Origin of the sequence: Pseudomonas sp. O39 (assembly GCF_045447295.1) — a bacterium.
Taxonomy (GTDB): domain Bacteria; phylum Pseudomonadota; class Gammaproteobacteria; order Pseudomonadales; family Pseudomonadaceae; genus Aquipseudomonas; species Aquipseudomonas antarctica_A.
Genome location: NZ_JBJGXV010000024.1, coordinates 56371 through 78661, shown reverse-complemented (window position 1 = coordinate 78661; position 22291 = coordinate 56371). Strand labels below are relative to the sequence as shown.

19 protein-coding genes are annotated in these 22291 nt (G+C 60.8%); 9 read left to right on the top strand and 10 right to left on the bottom strand.

Annotation, left to right across the window (positions count from 1 at the left end):
• The first annotated feature begins 84 nt into the window (after window positions 1–84).
• A complete protein-coding gene (locus ACI77D_RS24185) occupies window positions 85–1314 on the top strand; it encodes a multidrug effflux MFS transporter (RefSeq protein ID WP_407017633.1) in 1230 nt (409 codons plus the stop codon).
• Between the two features lie 152 nt (window positions 1315–1466).
• Here ACI77D_RS24185 and ACI77D_RS24180 read toward each other — a convergent pair whose 3' ends face one another.
• On the bottom strand, window positions 1467–2372 hold the full coding sequence (locus ACI77D_RS24180) for a hypothetical protein (protein WP_064452032.1): 906 nt from the start codon (window positions 2370–2372) through the stop codon (window positions 1467–1469).
• A 410-nt stretch (window positions 2373–2782) separates the two neighbouring features.
• Here ACI77D_RS24180 and ACI77D_RS24175 point away from each other — a divergent pair, with 410 nt between their 5' ends.
• Together ACI77D_RS24175 and ACI77D_RS24170 are read left to right on the top strand one after the other, a co-directional pair.
• The gene (locus tag ACI77D_RS24175) at window positions 2783–3466 is read left to right on the top strand and encodes a response regulator transcription factor (protein ID WP_003219726.1); all 684 of its coding nucleotides are present in this window, start codon (window positions 2783–2785) and stop codon (window positions 3464–3466) included.
• The gene (locus ACI77D_RS24170) at window positions 3444–4838 is read left to right on the top strand and encodes a sensor histidine kinase (RefSeq protein WP_407017632.1); all 1395 of its coding nucleotides are present in this window, start codon (window positions 3444–3446) and stop codon (window positions 4836–4838) included. Before ACI77D_RS24175 ends, ACI77D_RS24170 begins: the two co-directional genes overlap by 23 nt.
• Window positions 4839–4965: 127 nt before the next feature.
• On the opposite strand, the gene ACI77D_RS24165 is transcribed toward ACI77D_RS24170, so the two are convergent.
• The 3 genes from ACI77D_RS24165 to ACI77D_RS24155 are packed head-to-tail and all read right to left on the bottom strand — an operon-like array spanning window position 4966 to window position 7221.
• Window positions 4966–5376, bottom strand: a complete 411-nt coding sequence (locus ACI77D_RS24165) for an SRPBCC family protein (protein WP_064452030.1) — start codon at window positions 5374–5376, stop codon at window positions 4966–4968.
• A 27-nt stretch (window positions 5377–5403) separates the two neighbouring features.
• Entirely contained in the window at window positions 5404–6201 is a 798-nt protein-coding gene (locus ACI77D_RS24160) for an SDR family NAD(P)-dependent oxidoreductase (protein ID WP_407017631.1), read from the bottom strand.
• Between the two features lie 15 nt (window positions 6202–6216).
• Window positions 6217–7221 (bottom strand): aldo/keto reductase, encoded by a 1005-nt coding sequence (locus ACI77D_RS24155; protein WP_407017630.1) that lies wholly within the window; start codon window positions 7219–7221, stop codon window positions 6217–6219.
• 113 nt (window positions 7222–7334) lie between these two features.
• Here ACI77D_RS24155 and ACI77D_RS24150 point away from each other — a divergent pair, with 113 nt between their 5' ends.
• The gene (locus ACI77D_RS24150; protein ID WP_064452027.1) at window positions 7335–8228 is read left to right on the top strand and encodes a LysR substrate-binding domain-containing protein; all 894 of its coding nucleotides are present in this window, start codon (window positions 7335–7337) and stop codon (window positions 8226–8228) included.
• A 117-nt stretch (window positions 8229–8345) separates the two neighbouring features.
• On the opposite strand, the gene ACI77D_RS24145 is transcribed toward ACI77D_RS24150, so the two are convergent.
• Genes ACI77D_RS24145 through ACI77D_RS24135 form a run of 3 tightly spaced genes read right to left on the bottom strand, consistent with a single transcriptional unit; the run spans window position 8346 to window position 12107 of the window.
• Window positions 8346–9641, bottom strand: coding sequence for an NAD(P)/FAD-dependent oxidoreductase (locus tag ACI77D_RS24145; protein ID WP_407017629.1), 1296 nt, complete (start codon window positions 9639–9641; stop codon window positions 8346–8348).
• Window positions 9638–10726 (bottom strand): polyamine ABC transporter substrate-binding protein, encoded by a 1089-nt coding sequence (locus ACI77D_RS24140; protein ID WP_064452025.1) that lies wholly within the window; start codon window positions 10724–10726, stop codon window positions 9638–9640. The genes ACI77D_RS24145 and ACI77D_RS24140 overlap by 4 nt, the downstream gene beginning before the upstream one ends.
• Before the next feature lie 22 nt (window positions 10727–10748).
• Entirely contained in the window at window positions 10749–12107 is a 1359-nt protein-coding gene (locus ACI77D_RS24135; protein ID WP_407017628.1) for a glutamine synthetase family protein, read from the bottom strand.
• Window positions 12108–12245: 138 nt separating this feature from the next.
• Between ACI77D_RS24135 and ACI77D_RS24130 the strand changes: the two genes are divergently transcribed.
• Entirely contained in the window at window positions 12246–13142 is an 897-nt protein-coding gene (locus tag ACI77D_RS24130) for a helix-turn-helix domain-containing protein (protein ID WP_064452023.1), read from the top strand.
• Between the two features lie 105 nt (window positions 13143–13247).
• On the top strand, window positions 13248–15389 hold the full coding sequence (locus ACI77D_RS24125; protein ID WP_064452022.1) for a TonB-dependent siderophore receptor: 2142 nt from the start codon (window positions 13248–13250) through the stop codon (window positions 15387–15389).
• Here ACI77D_RS24125 and ACI77D_RS24120 read toward each other — a convergent pair.
• Window positions 15379–16509 carry an MFS transporter gene (locus ACI77D_RS24120; RefSeq protein ID WP_407017627.1) on the bottom strand — a complete coding sequence of 377 codons (1131 nt, stop codon included), beginning with the start codon at window positions 16507–16509 and terminating at the stop codon, window positions 15379–15381. The two genes, ACI77D_RS24125 and ACI77D_RS24120, sit on opposite strands and share 11 nt — an antisense overlap.
• Window positions 16510–16607: 98 nt before the next feature.
• Between ACI77D_RS24120 and ACI77D_RS24115 the strand changes: the two genes are divergently transcribed.
• The gene (locus ACI77D_RS24115) at window positions 16608–17378 is read left to right on the top strand and encodes an AraC family transcriptional regulator (RefSeq protein WP_407017626.1); all 771 of its coding nucleotides are present in this window, start codon (window positions 16608–16610) and stop codon (window positions 17376–17378) included.
• A gap of 78 nt (window positions 17379–17456) precedes the next feature.
• Here ACI77D_RS24115 and ACI77D_RS24110 read toward each other — a convergent pair whose 3' ends face one another.
• Complete coding sequence (locus ACI77D_RS24110; RefSeq protein ID WP_064452020.1) at window positions 17457–17927, bottom strand: Lrp/AsnC family transcriptional regulator; 471 nt, start codon at window positions 17925–17927, stop codon at window positions 17457–17459.
• Between the two features lie 123 nt (window positions 17928–18050).
• Between ACI77D_RS24110 and ACI77D_RS24105 the strand changes: the two genes are divergently transcribed.
• Both ACI77D_RS24105 and ACI77D_RS24100 read left to right on the top strand, forming a co-directional pair.
• Entirely contained in the window at window positions 18051–19295 is a 1245-nt protein-coding gene (locus tag ACI77D_RS24105) for a methionine gamma-lyase (RefSeq protein ID WP_064452019.1), read from the top strand.
• Between the two features lie 232 nt (window positions 19296–19527).
• Window positions 19528–20205 carry a response regulator transcription factor gene (locus tag ACI77D_RS24100; protein ID WP_221294513.1) on the top strand — a complete coding sequence of 226 codons (678 nt, stop codon included), beginning with the start codon at window positions 19528–19530 and terminating at the stop codon, window positions 20203–20205.
• Window positions 20206–20332: 127 nt separating this feature from the next.
• Here the strand turns inward: ACI77D_RS24100 and ACI77D_RS24095 are convergent, their stop codons facing one another.
• On the bottom strand, window positions 20333–22291 hold the full coding sequence (locus tag ACI77D_RS24095; protein WP_262667652.1) for a MacB family efflux pump subunit: 1959 nt from the start codon (window positions 22289–22291) through the stop codon (window positions 20333–20335).

The window sequence follows — 22291 nt, the reverse complement described above, 5'->3', positions numbered from 1 at the left end:
AATCACTCTATGCATAAGTGGCCCTGAGGATTAAACCACAAAGCCGTTAGAGTTCGGGTTCAATGCATTGCGAAGAAGCTTCCCATGACTCAACGCGCCCTCTCCTCCTGCTTCTGGCTGGTACTGCTGACCGTACTGATCGGCCTGCCACGTATCACCCTGGACATGCACCTGCCGGCCCTGCCCGCCATGGCCGATTACTTCCACACCAGCGACAGCCAACTGCAACTGACCCTCACGCTGTACACCTTGGGTTCGGCGATTTCCCTGCTGGTCAGCGGCCCACTGACGGACCGCTTCGGGCGTCGCCCGATTTTGTTGGCCGGGCTGTTTCTGTATGTACTCGCGACCGTGGCCTGTGCGCTGGCCAACAGCCTTGAGGTGCTGATCATCGCCCGCCTGTTCCAGGCCCTGGGCGGTTGCTGCACCACGGTGATCGGTCGGGTGATCGTGCGTGATTACTTCGACCGTCATGAACAGGCGCGCCTGCTCGGCCTGATCTCCATGGCCATGGCGATCTCGCCGATGGCCGCGCCGGTGCTGGGCAGCCTGATGCTGCCCTTTATCAACTGGCGTGGCCTGTTTGTGGTGCTCGGCGTCATCGGCGCGGGGCTGTACCTGGTGGTGTATCGCCGCTTGCCAGAAACCCGCCCGCCGGAAGTCGCCGCGGCGCCGCCAGGCAACCTGCTGCGCCTCTACGGCCAGCTCCTGCGCGACCGCTACTTCCTGCGTTACTCCCTGGCCATCGGCTGCGTGTACAGCACCTATTTCCCGTTTATCAGCGAATCTTCGGCCTTGTTGCAACGGGGCTTCCACCTGTCCGCCACGGCCTACGCGCTGGTGTTTGCTGCAACCATCAGCGGCTATATGCTCGGGGCAAACCTGTTCCGGCGCCTGGTGCTGCGTTTCGAACCCGACGCTTTGATCAGCGCCGCAATCGGCCTGAACGTGCTGGGTAGCCTGATGCTCGCGGGGGCTACGGCCCTGCTGCCGGGTGATTGGCTGGCAATTGTGCTGCCGATGGTGGTGATCATGGTGTCGGTGGGGATGGTGATTCCGGCCTGCCAGCTCTCGGTATTGCAGCCTTACGGCGCGATTGCGGGGACGGCATCGGGGTTGTTCTTTTTTACCCAGATGTTCCTCACGGCGGTCAGCAGTTGGGCGACCGGGCTGCTGTCAGACGGTACTTCAGAACCGTTGGTGATCATGACCCTGGTCGCCAGTGCATTGCTGGTCACAGGCTGGCTGACCCTGCGCCAAACCAAAAGTGGGAACGGGCTTGCTCACGAAAGCGGTGTATCCGTCAGCTCATGAGTCGCTGAAAGACCGCGTCGCAAGCAAGCCCGCTCCCACTGGGGACCGAGCCAGGCTCAGGTTTAGTGCATGAAGATCGCGATCAGAATAATGACCGGGATAGGCACGCCGAGGAACCACAGAAGTAATGAGCGCATGATGTTCTCCTTGAATTAACGGACAAAGTGTTCGGTTTCGACATACACCACGGCATCCCGACGACGGCCGCCGAAGGTAGCGGCGAAGCTGGCGAAGAAGGCACCGATCAACAGCGCAACAAAGGTCCACAGCGACGTGTAGGCAGCGACTTTCGCAGCGGTATCGGCAGCTTGCTTGGCCTTGAGCTTGGCGTCTTCGATGGCTTTACGGGCTTCGCCGTAGACCTTGTCGATCCGCGCTTCGGCGTCGGCCTGGCTGAGGTTGGTGCGCTGGCTGATCAACTGGGCGAGGTAGGTACGGTCTTCCGGCGCCAGTTGGCCGTCGTTGCTCAGTGTGCGGGTGAGGATGCGGGCTACCACGCCGTGTACGGCGTCGTCGCTGACGGCAGCTGGGCGGTCATCGCGGAACAGGCTGTCGACGTAATAGTCGAAGTCGCCGCTGTTGGCGCCTTTGGCTGCGCTGCCGGCTGCCTGGCTCATGCCGCTGGCGGCACCCGCTGCAACACTGGCACCGGCTTTAACGCCACCGCTGACCACGCTGCTGACCGAACCGACTACCAGCACCGCAGTGACCAGCGTCGCAACCGCCCAAGCGAGGAAACCATGGGCCGTGTCGCGAAAGTACACTTCATCGCCGTGCATATTGGCCCACTTCACGCGCAACCGACCGGCGATATAACCGCCCAGGCCCGAGGCAACGATCTGGGTAAATGCCAGCCAGACAATCGTGGAAATGCCGAGCCCCTTGGCGCTAATGCCGCTGTCGGCCCACGGCGACACTGCCGAAAAGCCCAGGCCGAAGCCCAACAATACGAGGATTAGGGACAGTGCAGCCGCCGCAGCGGCCCCGGCAAAAATTGCGCCCCAGGAAACCCCGGAGCGCGAACTCGACTCTTGCAGCGTGGATGAGGATGTGATCATTGTTGTTTTGCTCCCGGCAGGAAAAATAGTGTTACAAGTCTCAAAAGGGACAGTGCAGGCAGCGTGCCAGTCGGCGCAAAATTTAAAATCCTTATATTTCAATACGTTAACTAAATTGAACTTCGTTAAACCATGCAAGTTGCAAGAAATGCCTGTTCGGGGCGGGCGTTCTGCAATCTCCCCACAAACGCGGTGCCTGTGGGAGCTGGCTTGCCTGCGATAGCGGTGTACCAATGACAAAACGGTTGCCGGCACACTGCCATCGCCGGCAAGCCAGCGCCCACACCGGACCGGCTCAGTGATTAAATTTGTGGTGGTTTTGCCAACATGAAGTTTAATTTAGGAAACATTCAGCTGGTTCTTGGCAAAATGGCCCCACTTCTAGTGTGAATCGCTCACCAGGTAATCCTATGACCCGTATTTTGACCATCGAGGATGACGCCGTAACGGCCCGCGAGATCGTCGCCGAGCTGAGTAGCCATGGACTGGACGTGGATTGGGTGGACAACGGCCGCGAAGGCCTGGTCCGCGCTGTGAGTGGTGATTACGATCTGATCACCCTCGACCGTATGCTGCCGGAGCTGGATGGCCTGGCCATCGTCACGACGCTGCGCACCATCGGGGTGTCGACGCCGATCCTGATGATCAGCGCCCTCTCCGATGTCGACGAGCGTGTGCGTGGCTTGCGTGCCGGCGGTGACGACTACCTGACCAAACCGTTCGCTTCTGACGAAATGGCCGCCCGCGTCGAAGTGCTGCTGCGCCGCAAAAGCACGGTCAAGGAATTCGAAACCGCCCTGCGCGTGGCCGACCTTGAACTGAACCTGATCAGCCGCGAAGCCAGCCGCGCCGAACAACCGCTGAGCTTGCTGCCAACCGAATACAAACTGCTCGAATTCCTGATGCGCAACACCGGGCAGATTTTGTCGCGGATGATGATTTTCGAGGAAGTCTGGGGCTATCACTTCGACCCGGGCACCAACCTGATCGACGTGCACATCGGTCGCCTGCGCAAAAAAATCGATCCACCGGGCCTCACGCCGTTGATCCGCACGGTACGAGGTTCCGGTTATGTCATTGCTGAACCCCTCTAAGGGCTGGCGCTCCTCCAGCAGCCGCTTGCTGGCGCTTTACAGTTCGCTGTTTGTGGCCTGGAGTTGCATCCTCATGGGGGTGCTGTACTACGAGGTGTCAGGGTACCTCGGCGACTTGTCGCGCCACTCCCTGATGCAGCGTCAGCATTTGTTCCAGCGTTTCGACGGCGAAGAACTGGTGGAAGCCCTGACCACCAGCATGACCTTCGACATGAAGGGCGTGGACGCCTACGGCCTGTTCGATGAGCAATTTCGCCCCTTGAGCGGCCCGATCCGCGCCGTGCCACCGGACCTGCCGTTGGACGGCAAGATCCACGCCCTGGCCAATTGCGTCGACTCCGACGACCCGAAACTCCCCAAGGACAGCTGCGACGCCGTGGCCACCCACACCGAAGACGGTCGCTGGCTGGTGCTGGTACGCGCCAACGGTTCGCTGTTCGGCGTTACACGGATCATCTGGCATGCGCTGCTGTGGGCGCTGTCGCTGACGATTATTCCCGGCGCGGCCGGCTGGCATTTGTTGCGCCGGCGCCCGCTGCGACGCATTCGCGGGATCCAGGCCAGCGCCGAAGCTATCGTCGCCGGTGACCTGACCCACCGTTTGCCGCTGTCGAACCGGCGTGACGAACTGGACATGCTTGCCGCCATCGTCAATGCCATGCTCGACCGTATCGAGAAGCTGATGAACGAGGTCAAGGGCGTGTGCGACAACATCGCCCATGACCTGCGCACCCCACTGACACGCTTGCGTGCGCAGCTCTACCGCATCAAACAAGAGGCAGAGCAAGATTCGGGCTACGCGGTGAAACTGGACGACGCGATTGCCGAAACCGACACCCTGATGGCGCGCTTTCGTGGGCTGCTGCGGATCTCGGAGCTGGAAGACCACCAGCGCCGCTCAGGCTTCCTGGTAATGGACCCATTACCACTGCTGCGCGAGTTGCATGACTTCTATCTACCGCTGGCCGAAGAAGGCGAATTGCAGCTGCGGCTCGAAGTGCCGGAGTCACTGCCGTGGATTACCGGCGACCGCGCATTGTTGTTCGAGGCCTTGGCCAACCTGTTGAGCAACTCGATCAAGTTCTCGCCACCGGGCGGTGAAGTGATATTGCGCGGGGTCAACGACAGCGGCAGCACGCGCATCGAAGTACACGATTCCGGCCCGGGCATTCCGGCGGCGGAACGCGATGCGGTATTCCAGCGCTTCTATCGCGTGGATGAAAGCGACCAGCAAGGCGGGTTCGGCCTGGGCTTGTCGATTGTCGCGGCGATCATCAACTTGCACGGGTTCAAGCTGGACGTCGGCAGCAGCCAGAGTGGGGGTGCGCGGTTGGTGTTGGAGTGTCGGCAGCAACTGATGCCCGAAGCCTGAACATCACAGCGGTAAAAAATGTGGGAGCGGGCTTGCTCGCGAATGCGGAGTATCAGCCACTTAAAATATCGACTGACTCACCGCTTTCGCGAGCAAGCCCGCTCCCACATCAGGCCTGCTTTGCCTGTTAGAAGTTAGCGCGCAGCGCCTCAAGCCCGCCGCTGTAAACACCAGCAAACAAGGCCTCCACCTCCGCATCGGTGGTCCCGGCAGCCGGGGTAAATACGCCGGACCAGGTCACTTTCGCCGACGCCTCGGTCAACGCTTCAACCTGCAAGGTCGCCAGGTAAGCACTCACTGGAAACGGCGACTGCTCAATGGTGTAGCTGTAGGTGCGCGCCACGTTATCAAAGCTCTGCATACGCTCGACCACCACGCCGCCATCTGCGGTTTCCAGGTGACGCACACGCCCGCCTTCACTCGCCTCACTCTTGACGATCAGGGGCAGCCAATCCGGCAGCGCGTTGAAGCCACCGACCAATTGCCAAACCTGATCGGCCGAGACCGGAATTTCAATAACAGAAGAAGCTGTCGCCACAATAAATACTCCAGAAAAAATAAGACTTCAGATCGCCATGCTGTCAACAACGCCGCCGTCGACCCGCAACGCGGCACCTGTGGTTGCAGAAGACAGGGGTGAAGCAATGTACGCCACCAGGTTGGCCACTTCATCCACATTTGCCGCACGCTGGATGATCGAAGTAGGCCGCGCATTACGCACAAATACATCCGCCTCGTCCCGCGCACTGCGCCCGGACTTCGCCGTGGCGTCCTTGAGCATATGCTCCAGGCCGTCGGTAAAGGTTGGCCCCGGCAGCACCGCGTTGACGGTCACGCCCGTACCGGCCAGACGCTTGGCCAGGCCGTGGGACACGGCCAAATTGGCGCTTTTGGTCACGCCGTAGTTGATCATGTCCGCCGGTGTCGCCACGCCGGACTCCGACGACAGGAAGATCACCCGCCCCCAGCCCTGCTCGACCATACCCGGCACATAATGCCGCGCCAGGCGCACGCCAGCGATCACATTGACCTCGTAGAAGCGCGTCCACTCACTGTCTGGCGCTTCAAAGAAATCCACGTCGTTGAAGATGCCCAGGTTGTTGACCAGGATGTCGGCGCGCGGTTCGGCGGCGAACAGTGTCGCTGCGCCCTCAGCCGTACCGAGATCCGCCACCCAGCCACGCAGATCAGCGCCCGGTACCGCCTGGCGAATGCTCGCCAGGGCGTCATCGACCTTCCCTGCTTCACGCCCGATCACCACCGCGGTCGCACCGGACTCTGCCAGCGCCTGGCTGATGCCCAGGCCAATGCCTGCGGTGCTGCCGCTGACGATGGCTACTTTGCCGCTTACATCGATGTTCATATCAGACTCCTGAAATTAAAGCGGCAACGGCGCACGGGTCGAGACCAGGCCGGCATCGCGCAGCGCCTGCCAGAAGGCCGCCGGAATATTCTCTGACAACGCTGCGACGTCTTCGGCAATCCGCCCCGGACGACTGGCACCCGGAATCACTGCGGCCACCGCCGGGTGGGCCAGGGAAAATTGCAGAGCGGCCGCTTTCACGCTGACGCCAAACGCCTGGGCAATGGCCTTGATCTGCTCGACCTTGTGGATAATCGCCGGGCTGGCGGGCTGGTATTCAAAGTGCGCGCCGCCGGCCAGGATGCCCGAACTGTAAGGGCCGCCGACGACAATCTCGACGTTCTGCGCCAGGGCTGCGTCCATCAAACGTTGCAGCGCACGCTCATGGTCGAGCAACGTGTAGCGGCCGGCCAGCAGGAAGCCATCGGGCTGCGCCTCGCTGAGGTCCAGGGTCAGCTCACAGGGCTCAACGCGGTTCACGCCCAGGCCCCAGGCCTTGATCACGCCTTCTTCGCGCAAGCGGGTCAATACCTTGAAGGCGCCGGTGCGGGCCTGGTTGAAGTAGTCCAGCCACTGGTCGCCGTAGAAGTCCTGGGCGATGTCGTGAATCCAGACGATGTCCAGGCGATCGGTTTGCAGGCGTTCAAGGCTGTCTTCGATGGAACGCAAGGTAGCGTCGGCGCTGTAGTCGTTGAGCATCTTGTTCGGTCGACCGTGTTCAAACACGCCGCTTTTTTCGCCCAGGTCGCGGGTGCTGTGTTCGACTTCATCGAGAATCACTCGTCCGACTTTGGTGCTGAGCACGAAATCATCGCGGTTGTACTGCGACAGGGCCTGGCCCAATCGAATTTCCGCAAGGCCCGAGCCGTAGAACGGCGCGGTATCGAAGTAGCGCACGCCCGCATTCCATGCGGCTGCGACAGTGGCCTGGGCTTGGTCTTCAGGAATGGCGCGGAACATATTGCCCAACGGGGCGGTGCCGAAGCCCAATGGGCCGGGCAATTTGTCTTTCAAGCTCATGGTGGATCCTTAATCGGGTTCAGGGTCGCTGTGACCGTTGAGCAGATCCTAGATTGCGCAGATAAGACCGTCCAAGACATACTGCGACCAACTTGAGTCCTTGCAGGTCTAACATGATTGATCTCCGCCAACTGCGCTACTTCGAAGTGGTCGCAGAAGAAGAACACGTGGGCCGCGCTGCCGAACGCCTGCACATATCCCAGTCACCCCTGAGCCGGCAGATCGCCCAGCTCGAAGAACGCCTGGGCCTGACCCTGTTCGAACGCAGCCAGCAACGCATCCGACTGACCCGCGATGGCCAGACCTTTCTTGCCGAAACCAAGGCGCTGCTGACCCATGCCAATCGCCTGGAATCGTTGGGCAAGCGCCTGGGTCGCGGCGAAGAAGGCGGCCTGTGCATCGGCTATATCGAAAACGCCATGCATGCCGGCGTGCTGCCCAATGCCTTGCGTGTATTGCGGGGCGACCGGCCGACCGTGCATATCAAGCTGTACAACTTGCCCTCCCTGGAGCAGCTCGAGGGCCTGCGCCAACGCAGCCTCGATATTGCCCTGGTCAGCGAACCACCGGCCGCTGATGACCCGGACCTGATCGCCCTGCAAGTGCTGGACGACCCGATGCTGCTGGCCCTGCCGGAGCATCATCCATTGGCCCGCCAAAGCGAGCTGTTACCCGAACATATGGCCGATCAGGAGTGGATCGGCGTCCAGCGCAAACCCGGCGCCAACCCGGCCGATGACTTCGTCGCCGCCTGCATTCGCGCCGGTTTCACGCCGCAAATCCCCATGGAAGCCAGCGAGCCGTTTACCGCACTCGGCCTGGTTGCCTCGGGATTGGGCGTGGCAATGGTGCAAAAAGGCCTGAGCCGCAATGCCCCGCCCGGCGTGGTGTTGCGCGAATTACCATGGCTGACTTACACCACCCCGCTGTGGGCCGCGTGGCATCGGATCAACCTGCGACCCTTGGTCGAAACCTTCCGTAAGGTGCTCACCGAGCCTGAAGGCTGACGATGCATTAAATGTGGGAGCGGGCTTGCTCGCGAAGGCGGTGAATCAGTCACCGAATGCATCGCCTGACACCCTGCATCGCGGGCAAGCCCGCTCCCACACTCAGACCGCGGCGCATCAGCTAACCCACTCGCGCAGCCGAAACCACAACATCCCTAACGCCAACAGCGGCGAGCGCAAGGCCTTGCCGCCCGGAAAAGTCATGTGCGGCACCTGGCTGAAAATATCCAGGCCCTGGCTGTGGCCGGCATGAATGGCTTCGGCTAAAAGCTTCGCGCACCAATGCGTCACGTTGAGCCCATGCCCGGAGTAGCCCTGGGCGTAGAACACATTCGGGTATTGCTTGAGTCGCCCGACCTGAGGAAAACGGTTGGCGGTGATGCCAATTTTGCCGCCCCACTGAAACTCGATGGCCGTGTTTGCCAACTGCGGAAAAACCTTGAGCAGCTTCGGTTGCATATACGCGGCGATGTCCGCCGGGTCACGCCCCGAATAATGGCAGGCACCGCCGAACAACAGGCGTCGATCAGCGGAAAGCCGGTAGTAATCCAGGCCGACTTTCTGGTCGCACAGCGCGAAGTTTTGCGGGATCAATTGCTTGGCCAGCGTCTCGGATAATGGCTCGGTGGCGATGATGTAACTGCCGGCCGGCAGGACTTTGCCGCTTAAGCGCGGCTCCAACTCGTCCAAATGTGCATTGCACGCCAGCACCAGGCTGGCGGCACGCACGGTGCCGCCGGCGCAACGCACCTGCACCGTGTCGCCGTGGATCAGTTCAAGCACCTGGGTGTGCTCGAAAATCCGCACCCCGAGGGACTCGGCCACCTGCGCCTCGCCCAGCACCAGGTTCAGCGGGTGCAAGTGCCCGGAGCCCATATCGACCAGGCCACCGGCATAGGCCACCGAGCCGACGACCTGTGGCATATCCTGCGGGCCGACCAGACGGGTTTGATGGGCATAGCCCATCGCCGCCAGGCTGTCCTGCTCGCCTTTGAACCCGGCGAACTGCGCCGGGGTATTCGCCAATTCGCAAAAGCCCCAACGCAGGTCGCAATCGATGGCATGTTCGCGGATCCGCTGGCCCACCAGCGCGACTGAATCAATTCCGGCCCGCTCCAGGTAGCGAACGCCCTCCTCGCCTACATACTTGGCAAACCCCGACACATCGTGGCCAATACCGCGGATCAACTGCCCGCCGTTGCGCCCGCTGGCGCCCCAGCCAATGCGCCGGGCCTCCAGCAGGATCACCGAAAGCCCGCGCTGAGCCAGTTCAATGGCGGTGTTGACCCCGGTGAAACCACCGCCGATCACGCACACATCGGCGCTCAGGTCGGTGCCCAGCGACGGACGCTCAGGCATGGCATTGGCCGAAGCCAGGTAATAGGACTGGGCGTGGTCGCTGGCGTGCTTCATTTGTTGGTCTTCACTTTGCTCCAGGCGCGGGTCATCAGGCGCATGGTCGCCGGGGTCGGCGTGGTGGAAATATAGAGTTTGTCGAGCACTTCCTGAGACGGGTACACCTCAGGGTTATTCACCAGTTCCGGCGCCATAAAGGGCTTGGCCGCCGGGTTGGCGTTGGCATAACCGACCGAGGCACTGACCTTGGCGATCACCTCAGGGTCGAGCAGGTAGTTGATAAAGGCGTGGGCTTCTTTCGGGTTGGTGGCGTCGGCGGGAATGGCCAGCAGGTCGAACCACAGGTTGGAGCCTTCCTTGGGAATCGCGTACGCGATATTCACGCCGTTCTTGGCTTCCTTGGCGCGGTTGGCGGCCTGGAATACGTCGCCGGAATAACCGAAGGCCACGCAGATATCACCGTTGGCCAAGTCCGAAATGTACTTGGAGGAGTGGAAATAAGTGATGTACGGCCGCAGCGTCAACAGCTTGGCCTCAGCCTGTTTGTAGTCCTCGGGGTTCTCGCTGCGCGGGTCTTTGCCCATGTAGTTGAGGATCGCCGGGAACAGCTCGTCCGCCGAATCGAGGAAGGCCACGCCGCACTCGTGCAGTTTTTTGATGTTCTCGGGTTCGAACAGCACCGCCCACGAATCGATATGGTCGACGCCCAGCACCTGCTTGACCTTGTCGACGTTATAGCCGATGCCGTTGGTGCCCCACAGGTACGGCACCGAATGGGCGTTGCCCGGATCGTTTTGCTCCAGCAGCTTGAGCAACTTGGGGTCGAGGTTCTTGAAGTTCGGCAACTGCGAGCGGTCCAGCTTGAGGAACGCGCCGGCTTTCACCTGGCGCGCCAGAAAGTGGTTGGACGGCACCACCACGTCATAACCCGTGCGCCCCGCGAGAAGCTTGCCTTCCAGGGTTTCGTTGGAGTCGAACACGTCGTAGACCACTTTTATACCGGTCTTGGCCTGGAAATCGGCCAGGGTGGTATCACCGATATAATCGGTCCAGTTGTAGACGCTGACCGTCGGCGCGGCCTGGCTTGCACTGCTGAACGCCGCCACCAGAGCCAGCGGGAGAAGCTTTTTCACAAGACGCATATCGACACCCCTTTTAGTTTTTTTAGACGCTCAACAGCAGGAACTCACGCTCCCAGGAACTGATCACCCGCTTGAAATTCTCATGCTCGGCACGTTTGACCGCGACGTAGCCGCGCACGAACTTGTCGCCCAGGTACTGCTTGACCGTGTCGCAGTCCTCCATCCGTGCCAGCGCATCTTCGAGGGTGAACGGCAGGCGCAGGTTGCGGCGTTCATAGGCACGGCCTTCCACCGGCGCGCTCGGGTCGATCTGTTCGATCATGCCCAGGTAGCCACACAGCAAGCTGGCGGCAATCGCCAGGTAGGGGTTGGCATCTGCGCCCGGCAGGCGGTTTTCCACGCGCATCGCGTCGGGGCTGGAGGTCGGCACGCGCAAGCCGACGGTGCGGTTTTCTTCGCCCCACTCGACATTAACCGGCGCCGAGGTGTCCGGCAGGAAGCGACGGAATGAGTTCACATTGGGAGCGAACATCGGCAGCAGCTTGGGGATGTACTTTTGCAGGCCGCCGATGTGGTGCAAAAACAGTTGGCTCATCTTGCCGTCGGCGTCGACGAATACCGGCTTGCCCGTGACAATGTCCACCACGCTCTGGTGCAAATGCATCGCGCTGCCCGGTTCGTCGGCAACTGGCTTGGCCATGAAGGTGGCCGCCACGTTGTGCTTGAGCGCGGCTTCGCGCAGGGTGCGTTTGAACACGGTGATCTGGTCGGCCAGGTCAAGGGCGTCGCCGTGACGGAAGTTGATTTCCATCTGCGCCGGGCCGTCCTCGTGGATCAGCGTGTCGAGGTCCAGGCCCTGGAGTTCGCACCAGTCGTAGACGTCTTCGAACAGCGGGTCGAATTCGTTGGCGGCGTCGATGGAAAACGACTGGCGCCCGGTTTCAGCCCGGCCGGAACGGCCTACAGGGGTTTTCAGCGGCAGGTCCGGGTCTTCGCAGCGCTGGGTCAGGTAAAACTCCATTTCCGGCGCGACAATCGGCTGCCAGCCCTGGTCGGTATAGAGCTGCAGGACTTTTTTCAGCACGTTGCGCGGCGACAACTCGATGGGGTTGCCCTGCTTGTCGAAGGTGTCGTGGATCACGATGGCCGTAGGCTCGATGGCCCACGGCACCACGTACGTGGCGTTGGACACCGGGCGGCAGATCATGTCGATGTCGGCCGGGTCGAGCAGGTCGTAGTAGATATCGTCGTCGACAAAGTCCCCGGTCACCGTTTGCAGCAACACACTTTCCGGCAGGCGCATGCCTCGCTCATGCAGGAACTTGTTGGTGGGCGCAATCTTGCCGCGTGCGATGCCAGTCAAATCACTGATCACGCATTCGACTTCGGTAATCTTGTGTTCTTTCAGCCAGGCGGACAGCTGATCGAAGGGGGCGTTCATAAGGACCTCGTCATGGGTTGGATGCGGCGTCGGCTTGTACTCTCGGCGCATTGAGGTCTATCTTGATGCCGCCGCACGTCGGCATCTATCCACTTTGCACGAACCATAACGCACCAATAGAGTGCGCCCAGGTTACCCATGACACAGGCAACAGCTTTGCGCGTACAGGCCTTCACCACCGGTGATGTGGCCGCTCAATGCAGTGCGACACCCGGTTGGGTGCAGCAGTACCAGCAGATGTCCCCGGGGCATTTTGCCGGGCAGATCCGCTACCTCGACCTGCAAGGGGTACAAGTGTACGAAGAGTGCATGAACACGCGCGTGGAACAGCACTTCAATGCCCCGCCGGGCGCGTTGGCGTTCTGTTTCGACGGCAGCGACAACGCGCTCTACATGCTCAATGGCGAAAGCCGCAACACCTGGATCACTCCGGAGAATTACCGTGAAGTGGCCGTCGTGTTCGGCCCGCAGTTCGTCCAGCGCCATGGGCTGGACGTGGCGAAACTGGAAGGGTTGTTCATGGCACCGCTGACGTGCCAGCAGAACGCGCTGTTCACGCGCTGGCTCAGCGGCACCCTCACACGGTTGTCCGCCACGCTCGACCCGATCAGCCGCGACACCCTCACCCAACAGTTACTCGACGATTGCCTGTTCATTCTCGACAACGCTTGCGTGTGCCTGGACCGTAGTTCGTTACAGCGCCGCAGTGCAGAACGCCAGTTGATGGCGCGCATCGGCGAGTGGGCAGCGGATGCGCCGGACGAAACCGTCAACCTGTTGGAGCTGGCGCAGATTGCCGGCGTGCCGCTGCGTCAATTGCAGCAAGGGTTCAAGACCTACACCGGGATGAGCCCGGCACAGTGGTTGCGCCTGCGGCGTTTGAACGGGGCTCGACGCGAACTGCTCAATGCCACCGACACCACCGTGGCCGAAGTGGCGATGAACTGGTCGTTCTGGCATTTGGGGCGGTTTTCCAACAGCTATCGGGCATTGTTCAAGGAACTGCCCAGCGAGACCCTCAAGCGCCACGGTTGAACCACCGTCAACCGGTGGCCGAGTCCGCGCTTTGCATCTTGTAAAACCTCACACATACCCCTAGTTTATGCGCCCCCCTGCCCTGCGCTTTAAGGCCCTGCCCCCATGGTGTTGCGTTTTCGTCCCGTCGTCACTTCACGTTTTGCCCTTGGCTTGCTGCTCAGTGGCGGTATCGGTAGCAGTCCAGCGGCTGACATAGAACTGCCGGCGGTACAGGTCCAGGGCCAGGAGGAATCGGGCTACCGCACGGACACCGCTTCGGTCGGCGGCTTCAGTGAAGCCCCCTTGCTGGACACCCCGGCGTCAATCACGGTGATCAACGCCGCACTGATCAAGGACCAACAAGCGCGCCTGCTCAGTGAAGTGCTGCGCAACGATGCCTCGGTGGGCGACAGCTATGCGCCCATCGGCTACTACGAAAACTTCGTGGTGCGCGGCTTCTCGCTGAACGCCGCGAGCAGCTACAAGATCAACGGGCGCACCATCACCGGCGAACAGAACGTCGCCCTGGAAAACAAGCAGCAGGTGGAAGTGCTCAAGGGCCTAGCCGGGTTGCAAAGCGGGATTTCCGAACCCGGCGGCGTGATCAACTACGTGACCAAACGCCCGGAGGATGTGCGTTCGGTGACGGTGTCCACCGATGACCGTGGCAGTGGCTATATCGCCACCGATGTCGGCGGCTGGTTTGGCAGCGAACAGCAGTTTGGCCTGCGCGCCAACGTCGCCCACGAAGACCTCAATGCCTATGTGGAACATGCCAATGGCCAGCGCGACTTTGTGTCCCTGGCCTTCGACTGGAACATCAGCCCCGACGCGCTGCTGCAACTGGATGCGGAATACCAGAACAAGCAACAGCGCTCGGTGCCGGGTTATCAACTATTGGGCGGCACGCAAGTGCCGCATGACGCTTCGCCAAAGAAACTGCTGGGCCACCAGAGTGGTTCCCATCAGGTCGGTATCGACTCGTTGAACCTCAACGGCAAGTTTGAATACCGCTTCAGCGATCAGTGGAAAGGCAGCGTGAGCGCGGCGCGCAGCCAGGTGGTGATTGATGACTACAGTTCGTTTGCGTGGGGTGGAGACACTCAGGGCGTCGGCAATTACTTCACCCCCGAAGGCAACTACGACATCTACGACTACCGCAGCCCCGACGACACCCGCCGCGACGATGAAGTCCAGGCCGCCATGACAGGGCTATTCGAAACAGCAGGCCTGGGCCATGAGTTGACCTTCGGCACCAGTGCGTTTCGCCGGGTGATCGACAAACGTAAGTCAGTCAATGAGTGGATCGGCAGCGGCAATATCTATGAGGATGCGCCCACCTTCACGCCTACCGATAAACCCCTGAACGACAGCCACCGCAACCTCGACAGCCGCCAATACGGGCTGTTCGTCACCGACCGCATCCGTTTCAACGAGCAATGGCAGACCATCCTCGGCGGTCGCGAAGTGCGCCTGGATGAAAAAGCTTTCGATGAGAATGGCAACGAGTCACGCCACACCCAGCAATACGTGTTCCTGCCTCAAGCCTCGTTAATCTACAAACCCGTGGAAAATATCTCGCTGTACACCAGCTACAGCAAGGGGCTTTCGCTGGGCGGCACTGCGCCGTGGTTCGCCAGTAACAGCGGGGACACCTTGGCACCTACTGTCTCGCGACAAATCGAAGCCGGCGTTAAATATGACTGGCGCCGCATCAGCTTCGCCGCCGCCGTATTCCAGACGCGCCAGGCTTATCAGTACGCCAGGCCCGCAGGCGACACGTTCACCTACGTGCAACAAGGCGAGCAAAAAAACACTGGCCTGGAACTGTCCGCCAACGGCTGGGCCACCGACCGCCTGCAAATCGCAACCAGCGTGGCGGCGATTCGCGCGCGGGTGAACAACAGTGGCACGCCAGATTATGAAGGCCACCAGGCGATCAATGTGCCCACACTGCGCGCCAGTGTGTACGCCGACTACGCGTTACCATGGATGAATGGTTTAGCGCTGCTCGGCGGCGTGCAATACAGCGCCAGGAAATACGCCAACCGCACCGGCAATGTGGAGGTGGGCGATTACGCAGTGGTCAATGTCGGCAGCCGTTACACCACTAAAATCGACGGTTATGAAACGGTGTTTCGCCTGAGCGTCGACAACCTGTTCGACAAGCGCTATTGGCGCGATGCGGGCGAGTACATGGGCGATGACTATCTGTTCCAGGGCGCACCGTTGACGGCGCGCCTGAGTGCTTCGGTCAACTTCTGAACACTCGCGGCGTTGCCATCCACAGCGCCGCCACGCCACAGATCAAAAGACTCCAGCCAAGGTTCTGGGCCCAGGCCACCAGGGTAAGTCCCGCGCCGATGGCCAGGTAATACAGCAAGCCGAATACCGCGGCGGCGCTGCCAAGGCGGTCGGAATAACGTACAAGCGCAGCCCCGAGCACATTAGGAATCGCCATGCCGAATGCCAGCACCACAAGCAACATAGGCCCTACGAACAACCAGCTGTCTTGCAGCAGCAAGACCAGCAAGCCACCCAACACCGCTAATCCGGCGGCGGTCAGTACCAACTGATCACCGTTCATGCCACGGTTGAGCAACCGCTTGTTCAGCCAGGCCCCGAGCCCAGACCCGAGCGCCAGCAGCACACCGCTGTAACCGAACTCAGCGGCGGACAACCCCAGTTGTGAAAAGATAAACGGGCCCACGCTGTAATAGCCGAACAACGCAATATTGAACGCCGCCACCAACCCGACCGAGCGCCAAATCGCTGCGTCCCTGAGCATCAGGTTCAGAGTCTCGAGCAGCGATGCCGTCGGCAATGACACTGGACGTGTTTCAGGCAAGGCCCAGACGCACCAGCCCCATAATGCCAATGCCAGCAGCAACAAGCCCGTGAGCATGCCGCGATAACCAAAGTGCTGCACCAGGGTCGCGCCGCTGAACAAACCAAGCGCCGGGCTGGCAGCAAGGGCAACGCCCATTATGGAAAACACCTGGGCCAATTGCGCACCGTGGAAACGGTCGCGCAAGATCGTCTGCGTCGCCACCGAGCCTACTGCCGCGCCAAACGCGGCCAGGGCCTGGGCCAGTAACAAAGCATTGAACGTGCTTACACCCAAGGCCAGCGCTGTGGCGCCAATATATAAGCCCAGCCCGGCCAACATCACCGGTCGCCGCCCCCAGCGATCGCACAACCGGCCCCACACCACCACCCCGAACGCGAACGCCAGGAAATACACCGAAAGGGTCTGCCCTGCCCGTTCAGGCACAACCGCAAAAGCCCGACCGATATCACCCAGGGCCGGGCTGTAAAGCGTTTGGGCCAGTTGCGGAAACATCAGCAACACCACCGCCAACACCCCTATTTTTTTTAGGTTCATCAACAACTCACTCGCATAAAACAACACAAGAAGTTTAAAGACGAGCGGCGGGGCTATTATCCTGACTTCGACAACTTATCCATTAAATCGGACAACCTATGGCTTGGCTTGCCGCCGATGAATCCTTCGATCCCGACTGCCTGGCGGCGCCCGTTGTTGGCATCGCCGCGCTGCTCGGCGACCATGACTCCGGCCTGCATCGGCACCAGCGCGGGCAACTATTATTCACTCGACAAGGTTGCACCCGTATCACCCTGGACAACCAACTGTGCCTGCTGCCGCCCTCCCGTGCGGCGTGGATACCCTGCGGCGTGCCCCATCGCGCGGTGATGCATAAAACCGTGGATTACCGTTCGTTGTACGTGAGCCCGGCATTGGCCGAGCAATTGCCAAACCAGGTACGGGTCATTGAAGTCAGCACCTTGCTGCACGCGGTGCTGGAACCGATGGCGATGGCCCCCTACGAGACCGATTGGCACAGTGGCCGATATGCCCATCTGTTGGCCTTGTGCCTGGACGAAATCCAGGCTGCCGCCGAGCAGCCGATGCTCCTGCCATTGCCGCAGGACAAACGCCTGGCTCCCTTGCTGGCCGACCTCGAAACATTGCCACCCACACTGCAAGACCTGGAAAAGCAAATTGGCGCCAGCACCAAGACCATCGGCCGGATTTTCCTGCGGGAAACCGGCCTGGGCTATCAGCAATGGCGCCAGCAGTGGCGCTTGATGCGAGTCATCGAATTGCTCGCCACGGGACGTAACGTGGGCTACTGCGCCTTCGAACTGGGCTTTGCCAGTGACAGCGCGTTGATCGCCTTCTTCAAACGCATGACCGGCACCACGCCACGCGGGTACTTGAAGACAAACTGAACGGCTACTTCAGGCGGCTGGCGCGATTCAGTCTTTGTCGGCGGCGCGGGGGCTGGCAGACCGGGGATAGGTACTCGGTCACCCAGGCAAAGGTATCACCCGCAACCGCCGTACCGACTTGTAGGAAAAGCTCGAATAGATCTCTTTGACGCAAGGCAAGGTCTGCAACACCTCCCGCGCAAACTCGCCAAACGACTCCAGATCCTTGGCCACTACCTCAAGTAAAAAGTCATAGCGCCCCGACACGTTATGGCACGCCACTATCTCGGGAATGTCCAGCAATCGTTGCTCAAACGCGCGAGCGATTTCCTGGGTGTGGCTCTCCATCATGATGCTGACAAATGCCGTCACGCCATACCCCAGCGCCTTGGGCGAGAGGATCGCCTGATAGCCGCTGATCACCCCGCTCTCCTCCAGGTTGCGCACCCGTCGCCAGCACGGCGAAGTGGTCAGGGCAACACGGTCGGCCAACTCGGCCACGGTCAGGCGGGCATTGCCTTGCAATGCGTTTAAAAGCGCTTTGTCGGTGCGATCCAGGCTAACGGGCATAACTTGCCTCTATTCATTATTTTTATGGATATTTCGTCCCTTAATCCGGGATTTTCCTGCCAATGTTGCAACGTTCATCTGTGGTTATGAGCATAGCATTGTAGGAAATAAGGAGCGCCCGACATGAACAATAAACACAACACATTCGGCTTTTCCACCCGCGCTATCCACCACGGTTATGACCCCAAGGACCATCACGGCGCGCTCGTGCCGCCTATCTACCTGTCCGCCACGTTCGCTTTTCCCACGGTTGAATACGGAGCCGCCTGCTTTGCCGGTGAAGCCAGCGGCCATTTTTATACGCGTATTTCCAACCCGACCCTGGCGCTGCTCGAATCGCGCATGGCGACCCTGGAAAACGGTGAGGCGGCCGTGGCCTTCAGTTCCGGCATGGGCGCGATTGCCGCGACGTTCTGGACCCTGCTGCGCCCGGGCGATGAAGTGATCGTCAGCCAGACCCTCTACGGTTGCACCTTCGCCCTGCTGCACCACGGCATCGGTGAATTCGGTATCAAGGTGCGTCATGTCGACCTCACCGACCTGGCCGCCCTGCGCGCTGCACTCACCCCCGCCACCCGCATGATCTACTGTGAGACCCCGGCCAACCCCAACCTTCGATTGGTGGATATTGCCGCCGTGGCCGACCTCGCACATCAGCAGCCCAACGTCACCGTGGTGGTCGACAACACTTACTGCACGCCTTATCTGCAACGCCCCCTGGAGCTGGGGGCCGACGTGGTGGTGCACTCGGCCACCAAATACCTCAGCGGCCATGGTGATATCACCGCCGGTATCGCCGTGAGCAATCAGGCCCTGGCGCAACGCATCCGCCTGCAAGGGCTCAAAGACTTGACCGGCGCGGTGATGTCGCCACAGGACGCCTCACTGTTGATGCGCGGCCTCAAGACGCTGGCCCTGCGCATGGACCGCCATTGCAGCAACGCCCAGGCGGTGGCCGAAGCCTTGCAGGCGCACCCGGCCGTGCAGTGGGTGACCTACCCCGGGCTGCGCTCTTTCCCACAATACGAATTGGCGGCACGCCAGATGAAACTGTCCGGCGGCATGATTGCGTTTGAACTCAAGGGCGGCATCGAGACCGGTCGGCGCTTCATGAATGCCCTCGGGTTATTCACCCGCGCAGTCAGCCTGGGCGATGCCGAGTCGCTGGCCCAGCACCCGGCCAGCATGACCCATTCCACCTACACCCCCGAAGAACGTGCGCAACACGGTATCAGCGAGGGCCTGGTGCGGTTGTCGGTCGGGCTTGAGGATGTCGCCGACCTGCTGGCAGACATCCATCAGGCGCTGGCCAAATGCAGCCGCACTGCGCCGCGTCGGGCCTTGATCGACGAGCACGCCATGAAGTAAGGCCTGTGTTTGATGTACTCATTTCCCACAAACGGTGGTCGGACTGGTCCGACCGCCGTTATGCGTTTTTAATCTGATTTTTTCCAGATTGGATCCCCATGCTTTTGCCAGGCTGTACTAGCATAGGTTCTCGGCGGGAGCATTATCACTGTAGGTTATTCACCTTGGTTACCTTCTTGGACCCCGTCGTTATAAGGCTGAATACCGACATTTAAAACTCATGGACGAACTGATGAACTCACACCTGTTCCCCCATATAGGCAAGGTCATCGCCAGCACCGGCAGTCGCCATTTCCCGCGCATGCTGCATGACCTGATCCTTACTCAACTGGCAGTGGACGCCACCCATATCACCCAATTGCGGGTGAGTGCCGAGGGGCACACCCGACGCCGGATCAGCCCGGTCTACACCGACTCGGTGGCGGCTTTGGGCGCAGAGCAACCCGCCGCACAACTGCACCTGACGCGCCGCAAGGACGATGTGCGCTACGTGCTGTCGGTGTATCGCTCGCATCAGTCCGAGAGCTTTTCGGCGCAGGAACGCAACATGCTGCAGGACTTCTCCACGCTGTTGCTGCCCATGGTCGAGAAGCACATCACCGCCATTCAGCCCGGCCGCCAGAGCAACGACGCAGCGGCGCCGGAAAAACAAGGCATCGAAACCCTGCGCCGACGCATCGAAGAACGCCTGGTGCAATCGGGGCTGCGCCTGTCCAACCGTGAACTTGAGGTGTGCGTAGGCCTGCTGGCCGGGCGCACTGCACCGGAGTTGGCCGAGCAATTGACGTTGAAGGTCAACACCATCGAGAGCTACCTCAAGCGCGCGGCGATCAAGCTGGGGATCAGCGGGCGGCACTCGTTGTTGCGGTGGATGTACGCGACTGAGGAAGGGATAGCCACGCCGCTTTAACTCAGCGCAAAACCCGGTGGGAGCTGGCTTGGCGGCGATGGCATCGATTGAGTCTTAATGACCATCCGCGGTGCCTGCATCGCAGCCAATCCAGCTCCCACACCTGATAACGGTTGCTTGAGCGAAATCAGTCCCTTGCAAGCGCCTCAATCGGGTCCAACCGCGCCGCGTTCCTTGCGGGCACAAAGCCAAACACAATCCCGATCATCGTCGAACAGGCAAATGCGGTGACGATAGACCCCAGGGAAAACACCATTTCCCACTCCTTCACAAACAACGAAAACAGATAGCCGATCGCAAACGACAGCGAGATACCAATCATCCCGCCGATCAGGCAGACCATCACCGCCTCCACCAGGAACTGTTGGCGGATGTCCGACTGCCGCGCGCCCACGGCCATGCGTATACCGATTTCACGGGTGCGCTCGGTGACCGACACCAGCATGATGTTCATCACCCCGATACCACCTACCAGCAACGAAATGACCGCGATCAGCGACAACAGCAGCGCCAGGGAGCGGCTGGTTTTCTGTACGGTCTGCATAATGCTGTCGAGGTTATTGGTGAAAAAATCCTTGGTGCCATGGCGTTGCAGCATGAGTTTATTGACGTTGTCTTCCACCACCTTGCTCGGCTGGCCGTCCTTGATGCGCACGGTGATGCTGTCCAGATGGCGCTGCCCCAACAACCGCCCCGCCGCCGTCTCATACGGGACCCAAACGTTCAGCGCCTTGCTGGCGGCGAACATGTTTTTGTTGTCAGCCGTCACGCCAATCACCGTGCACGGCAGGTTGCCTACCAGGATCACCTGGCCCAACGGGTCAACGTTTGGCCCGAAGAGACGGTGACGGGTGTTGTGGTCGATCACCACCACCTGGGCCTGGCGCCGCGCGTCGCTTTCACTGAAGGCAATCCCGGCTTCCAGTTTCAGCCCCTTCACGGTGAAGTAACGGTCGCTGACCCCATTCACCTGCGCATCCACGTCGATATTGCCGAAACGCAACAACAGGTTGCGGCCGACCACCGGCGTGGCGCTGTCGACGTAGTACAGTTGGTTCAACGCCTCCACATCCGACGGCATCAGTGTCTCGATGGCCGAGGCGCGACTGTCACCGAAACTGGTGCCGGAAAAGATGTCGATGGTGTTGCTGCCGATGGCCTGGATGTCCTTGAGCACATAGCGCTTGGCGCCTTCGCCAATGGCCGAAATCGACACCACCGAGGTGATGCCGATGACGATGCCGAGCATGGTCAGCAAGGTGCGCATGCGGTGGGAAATCAGCGCCACCCAGGCCATGTTGAAGGCTTCCTTGAACAACCCCAGGCTCGCCACCAAACGCCGGGCGCCGCTGCGCTTGGACTCGATCGGGGCCTCGCTGGGCAGCTCCAGGCCGACACTGTCATTGGCCTTGTCGCTGACAATCTCACCGTCGCACACCTCGACAATGCGCTGGGCATTCGCCGCCACCTTCGGGTCGTGGGTGACGATAATCACCGTGTGCCCGGCGGCGTGCAGTTCAGCAAGGATACGCATCACCTCCTTGCCGCTGTGGGTATCGAGTGCGCCGGTGGGTTCGTCGGCGAGAATCACCTCGCCGCCGTTCATCAACGCCCGCGCGATACTCACCCGTTGCTGCTGCCCGCCCGAAAGCTGGCTGGGCCGGTGGGTGGTGTGCCCGGCCAGGCCCAGGCGCGTGAGCAACTCCCGCGCCCGGCTGTGGCGTTGGGTCTCCGGTGTGCCGGCGTAGATCGCCGGCATTTCGACGTTATGCAACGCACTCAGGTGCGCGAGCAAATGGTAGCGCTGGAAGATAAAGCCGAAGTAGTCGCGGCGCAGTTCCGCCAACTGCTCATCGCCCAGCGAGCGGGTTTCGATACCATTGATCTTGTAGCTGCCGGCGGTGGCGTAATCGAGGCCGCCGAGGATGTTCATCAGGGTCGACTTGCCCGAGCCCGAAGCGCCGATGATCGCCACCATTTCCCCGGCATGAATGGTCAGGTCGATACCTTTGAGCGCAATGAACTCACGCTCGCCGGCCATGAAAGTACGGGTGATGCCCTTGAGTTCCAACAGTGCCTGGGTCAT

Coding starts and splice junctions, on each gene's coding strand:
- ACI77D_RS24115 (WP_407017626.1), top strand. CDS start 16,608: ATGGCTTGGCTTGCCGCCGATGAATCCTTCGATCCCGACTGCCTGGCG.
- ACI77D_RS24155 (WP_407017630.1), bottom strand. CDS start 7,221: ATGAGCTTGAAAGACAAATTGCCCGGCCCATTGGGCTTCGGCACCGCC.
- ACI77D_RS24130 (WP_064452023.1), top strand. CDS start 12,246: ATGACACAGGCAACAGCTTTGCGCGTACAGGCCTTCACCACCGGTGAT.
- ACI77D_RS24110 (WP_064452020.1), bottom strand. CDS start 17,927: ATGCCCGTTAGCCTGGATCGCACCGACAAAGCGCTTTTAAACGCATTG.
- ACI77D_RS24125 (WP_064452022.1), top strand. CDS start 13,248: ATGGTGTTGCGTTTTCGTCCCGTCGTCACTTCACGTTTTGCCCTTGGC.
- ACI77D_RS24180 (WP_064452032.1), bottom strand. CDS start 2,372: ATGATCACATCCTCATCCACGCTGCAAGAGTCGAGTTCGCGCTCCGGG.
- ACI77D_RS24140 (WP_064452025.1), bottom strand. CDS start 10,726: ATGCGTCTTGTGAAAAAGCTTCTCCCGCTGGCTCTGGTGGCGGCGTTC.
- ACI77D_RS24100 (WP_221294513.1), top strand. CDS start 19,528: ATGAACTCACACCTGTTCCCCCATATAGGCAAGGTCATCGCCAGCACC.
- ACI77D_RS24145 (WP_407017629.1), bottom strand. CDS start 9,641: ATGAAGCACGCCAGCGACCACGCCCAGTCCTATTACCTGGCTTCGGCC.
- ACI77D_RS24170 (WP_407017632.1), top strand. CDS start 3,444: ATGTCATTGCTGAACCCCTCTAAGGGCTGGCGCTCCTCCAGCAGCCGC.
- ACI77D_RS24185 (WP_407017633.1), top strand. CDS start 85: ATGACTCAACGCGCCCTCTCCTCCTGCTTCTGGCTGGTACTGCTGACC.
- ACI77D_RS24120 (WP_407017627.1), bottom strand. CDS start 16,509: ATGAACCTAAAAAAAATAGGGGTGTTGGCGGTGGTGTTGCTGATGTTT.
- ACI77D_RS24105 (WP_064452019.1), top strand. CDS start 18,051: ATGAACAATAAACACAACACATTCGGCTTTTCCACCCGCGCTATCCAC.
- ACI77D_RS24150 (WP_064452027.1), top strand. CDS start 7,335: ATGATTGATCTCCGCCAACTGCGCTACTTCGAAGTGGTCGCAGAAGAA.
- ACI77D_RS24160 (WP_407017631.1), bottom strand. CDS start 6,201: ATGAACATCGATGTAAGCGGCAAAGTAGCCATCGTCAGCGGCAGCACC.
- ACI77D_RS24135 (WP_407017628.1), bottom strand. CDS start 12,107: ATGAACGCCCCCTTCGATCAGCTGTCCGCCTGGCTGAAAGAACACAAG.
- ACI77D_RS24095 (WP_262667652.1), bottom strand. CDS start 22,291: ATGACCCAGGCACTGTTGGAACTCAAGGGCATCACCCGTACTTTCATG.
- ACI77D_RS24175 (WP_003219726.1), top strand. CDS start 2,783: ATGACCCGTATTTTGACCATCGAGGATGACGCCGTAACGGCCCGCGAG.